The organism is Campylobacter sp. BCW_6467 (assembly GCF_001762855.1).
Taxonomy (GTDB): Bacteria; Campylobacterota; Campylobacteria; order Campylobacterales; family Campylobacteraceae; genus Campylobacter_D; species Campylobacter_D jejuni.
Map to the genome: position 1 here is coordinate 1 of NZ_MJXP01000019.1, position 3,957 is coordinate 3,957.

The window sequence follows — 3,957 nt, forward strand, 5'->3', positions numbered from 1 at the left end:
AAATCTTTAGCCTCTAAAAGTGATCGAAGAATTTTGCAAATCTCACTTAAATCTTCAAAGCAAAGTACATTTGTAATAAACCACTCATCAAATTCTTCCTCAGTAGCATCACGATAAGATATTCCTGTTTCTTCTTCAAAAGCGACTTCGTATTCTTCTGGATCGATATGATCATACGCATCACTTAAAAAACCCTCTAAATGAGAATTAACAGCCTGCAAAACTTCTTTGCTAGGTTTTGTTTTTAAGAATTCTTTAAAATTCTCAAGATTGTCTAAAATTTCAACATCAAATTCCATAATATCTCCTTTTTATTATTTTTTTATCTTTCTTCTTTCTTCATACATTTTAATTTGTTCTGGTCTCTCTAAACTCGTATCAATATTGTATTCTTTAACCAATTGTTCCCAAGTCTTAGCACCTGCTTTTTTAAGATTGTTTTATTTTTATTTATCCCAAAAGAAATAGCCTTATCTAATGGAGTATTAGGTTCAAAATAATCAATTTTATCATCTTTAGTTTCATTGATAGTGCAATTAGCAGCATTGACATCAGCTCCATATTGGATTAGCACTTCCACACAAGCTCCTATAGGCTTTTCTTTACTTCCTGCAGCTCTATGTAAAAGGGTTTCTCCTGCATCGCTAAAACTAAATTCATTTTCTGTTTTAATACTTCTCATATTAGGATTTGCTCCTAATTTTAAAGCTTCTTCTAAATAATTTGGCTGATTAAGCAATATCCAAACATGTAAAGGAGTGCTACCATGTTTTTCATTATAAGTTTCAAATGTGCATCCTTTTTTAAAAAAATACTCTATCACTTCTTTATTTTTTCCATCTCTATCAATATACCTACTGAGTGCATTGTATCCAAAGCACACTTCATCAGCTTTAAGTCCTAAACTCTCAAAATACTCCATCATTTCAAAACTTTGACTCTTATCATAAGCAATTCCTGCACAAGCTAAAGCGATAACAGGATCGATAATAGCTCTTTTGTTTTCTCTATCCCAATAAGGTGTATAGCATTTTTCAAAAAATATTTCAGGTACAGGATAATCTTTTAAAAATTCTTTAACTTCTTCAAGTTTGTTAGCCTCTACAAGATCATAAAATTCTAAACATAATTCTTTTAGATATTTTTCTTCTAAAGCTATTAATTCTTCTAAGGTTTTCATTGTTTTTCCTTTCTTTGTAAATTTAGTTTTAATTTTAAGAAAATTGCTTTTAATCCGCTCTTAAATCACCTCCTTTTACCCTTAAACCTTTGCTATCTATAATCACTTGTGTTGTTCCTACTTGGAGTATAATTTTATCTTTTGTTTGTGTAATAGTTGTATTTCCTACCCTAGAAACGATTTGTTTTTGTGCTGTTAAAACACTTTCTTGATTTGCCATAGTATTTACATTATCAGCTGTAAAAGAGCAATTTTTCTTAGCTTTAAAACTTGGAGTAAAGATAATATTCTTTTTTAGTAAAGTTAAAGTATTAGAATAAGATTTACTTAAATTTAAATCTTTTAAATTTAAATGATCATTCGTATTAATAGAATTAGCTAAGATGGCATCATCAATTAAGATTTGAGTATTAGCAATAATAATAAAGTCTTTAAGCAAAGAAGCTTTATCTTGTTTTTCTTCATCTTGATTTTTTATTTCTTCTTGATGATTAAACTCCTTATAATTTAAAGTGATAAAATCTCCTAAGCTAAGATGATAAATATTACTTTTTGCTAGTAAGCTTTCATTTAATACTAAGGCTCTTTTTTCTTTAAGAGAAGGCTTAGTCTTTAAATCAATGCTTTTTGTAAAAGAATATTCACTCTCATAAAAATGTTCATTATAATAAGCTTTGTTATTAAGTTCTTGTTCATAAGGAACTTTACTAGAGTGTAAAGATAAAAGATTTAAAGGAGTATTGGCATTAATACTAGAATGTGTAAAAGAATTAGTTCTTAAACTTTGCTCTTTATAAATAGAAGAAATACAAGCTTGATTTAAAATATTATTAATATTAGGATTATACTCAATTTCTTTATTTTTTACATTTTTATATACATCACAAAAATAAATAGTGTTCTCATCTTCATAAAAAAAGATTCCATTATTATGGCTTAATCTTGTAATAAAGTCTAAATCACTTTCATTGTATTGAGAAATGAGTTCTTGTTCTTCATAATTAAAATGTATATTAGAATAATCAATTTCTTTATGTAAGATGTCTTGATAAAAACCAAGGGTTTGTTTAATCACTTCTATAATATTAGTATGAGTATAAATACGATTGGCTTTATTTAAAGAAAGTCTTATCAAGACTGATTGAAGCTTAAAAGAAAAAAAATGCTTGTATTTTATTTGCTTAGTATTTGAAGCGCTATCATTAATATTTAAAGCACTTTCATGATTAATGCCTAGATATTTTATATAAGTGATAATTCCCTTATAATTTTTAACTTCATTTGTGTCAAAATTTAAAGTATTGTTTTCATAAGGATTATGAATACTTAAAATAGCTTCTTGATCGATTAAAACATTAGGATGAAAATTAAAATCTTGACTTAGATTAAATAAGCTTTCATCTAAACTTTCAAAAAAACCTTCACATTCTATAGAAAAAAGCTCTTCAAGACTTTCTTTGATAATGGCTTTAGTGATTTAAAGGGTAGGGGATTTGAAGTAGAATTTGATATATTAAGACTCATATAAGAATTAAGAGACATTGAAGATCCTTTTGGGGGTTGAGTTTATGGTGTTTATAATTTCACTATGTTTTTAATTTTTATATTTATTATTTTAACACAAATAGTCTAAATTTGAGTAGAAAAAGAAATTGCTTATTTTTGTTATTAAAATCTATTTTTTATCTAAATTTACTTCTATGATATTGGGTTCTTTTTCGCTGTTTTGTGTATTTTCTAAACGCAATTTTATTTTATTTGCACCCATAGGAGTTAAAATAGTAAAATATCTAATATTATTTTCATAAAAATCCCAAATTTCATCCAATTCCAAATAATTTGCTAATCCATATTCTTTAAACTCACATTCTTTATAGATTGATTTTAAAAATTTTGGCACTTCATTAATAATAAAAAGTATTTTGATTTTTTCTTTTTGAGAATTAATATCCAATTCTTTAATCAGATTATTTTGATATTCTTGCTTTATTATTTCTATTATTTTTTTATTATCACAATTTTTTAAATCATTAAGATTAACATCCATTTCTTTTTTTAACTCTAATTCTTGAAGAAAATAATTTGTGTTCTTATAATCAGAAGTTTGTGGTAATAATATATTTAATTTTTCATCACTTTTAAAAATTAATTTCGCTATATTCATAATTTTAATATTTAATTCTAATATAGCGTAAAAATCTTTTTTAGAAAAAATTTTATCTACACCTTTTTTCATATTTACAATATCTAAATTCTCATCAGATAAAAATTCTACAAGTTTATTTAAAAATATAGCTTGAGGAAGCATTACCACCCTTTAAGCTCTAAACTTTCAAGCTCTTCTAAACTCATTGCTCTAATTAAAATCCTTTCTTCTGATTGAATTAAAGAAAAATCTTGTAATTTCTCTAAAGCTTCTTTATATTCTAAATATATCCTAAAGGTTTATCTTCGCTAATGCTAAAAAAGCTTAATCTCCATTTGGCTTCTTTATCTTCATCATCTAATTCAAAATTTTCCCAAGGTTTTTTAAAAAGAATAGTATCTGTATCTTCACTTAGGGTGAAATTTATTATTAACCCATCGGGTGTTTCATAAAGTTTAGGTATAGCTTCATAAGCTTCTTTCCAACGTCTTTGTAAAAGTTTTAAATATTCTATAAATTTTTCCTTAAATATAAAATGAAAAATTATAACTAAAAATCTTTTTATATTAAATCATAAGGAAAGTATTTACACAAAGCTAATTCTATTTTGTTTAATCATTCTGGCACGATT

The 3,957-nt window shown here is 25.4% G+C and carries 4 protein-coding genes; all 4 read right to left on the bottom strand.

The features are described 5' to 3' along the window. A partial coding sequence (locus AJ888_RS02085; protein WP_180753240.1) for a hypothetical protein occupies positions 1–299 on the bottom strand: 299 nt, incomplete at its 3' end. 68 nt (positions 300–367) lie between these two features. Further along, positions 368–1,180, bottom strand: a complete 813-nt coding sequence (locus AJ888_RS02090; RefSeq protein ID WP_070296107.1) for an ankyrin repeat domain-containing protein — start codon at positions 1,178–1,180, stop codon at positions 368–370. A 49-nt stretch (positions 1,181–1,229) separates the two neighbouring features. Further along, complete coding sequence (locus AJ888_RS02095) at positions 1,230–2,657, bottom strand: contractile injection system protein, VgrG/Pvc8 family (RefSeq protein WP_308202995.1); 1,428 nt, start codon at positions 2,655–2,657, stop codon at positions 1,230–1,232. Positions 2,658–2,855: 198 nt separating this feature from the next. After that, the gene (locus AJ888_RS02100) at positions 2,856–3,488 is read right to left on the bottom strand and encodes a hypothetical protein (protein ID WP_070296109.1); all 633 of its coding nucleotides are present in this window, start codon (positions 3,486–3,488) and stop codon (positions 2,856–2,858) included. Between the last annotated feature and the right edge of the window lie 469 nt (positions 3,489–3,957).

Bases quoted from the DNA above. Each gene is read 5' to 3' on its own strand.
- AJ888_RS02090 (WP_070296107.1), bottom strand. From the start codon at position 1,180: ATGAAAACCTTAGAAGAATTAATAGCTTTAGAAGAAAAATATCTAAAA.
- AJ888_RS02100 (WP_070296109.1), bottom strand. From the start codon at position 3,488: ATGCTTCCTCAAGCTATATTTTTAAATAAACTTGTAGAATTTTTATCT.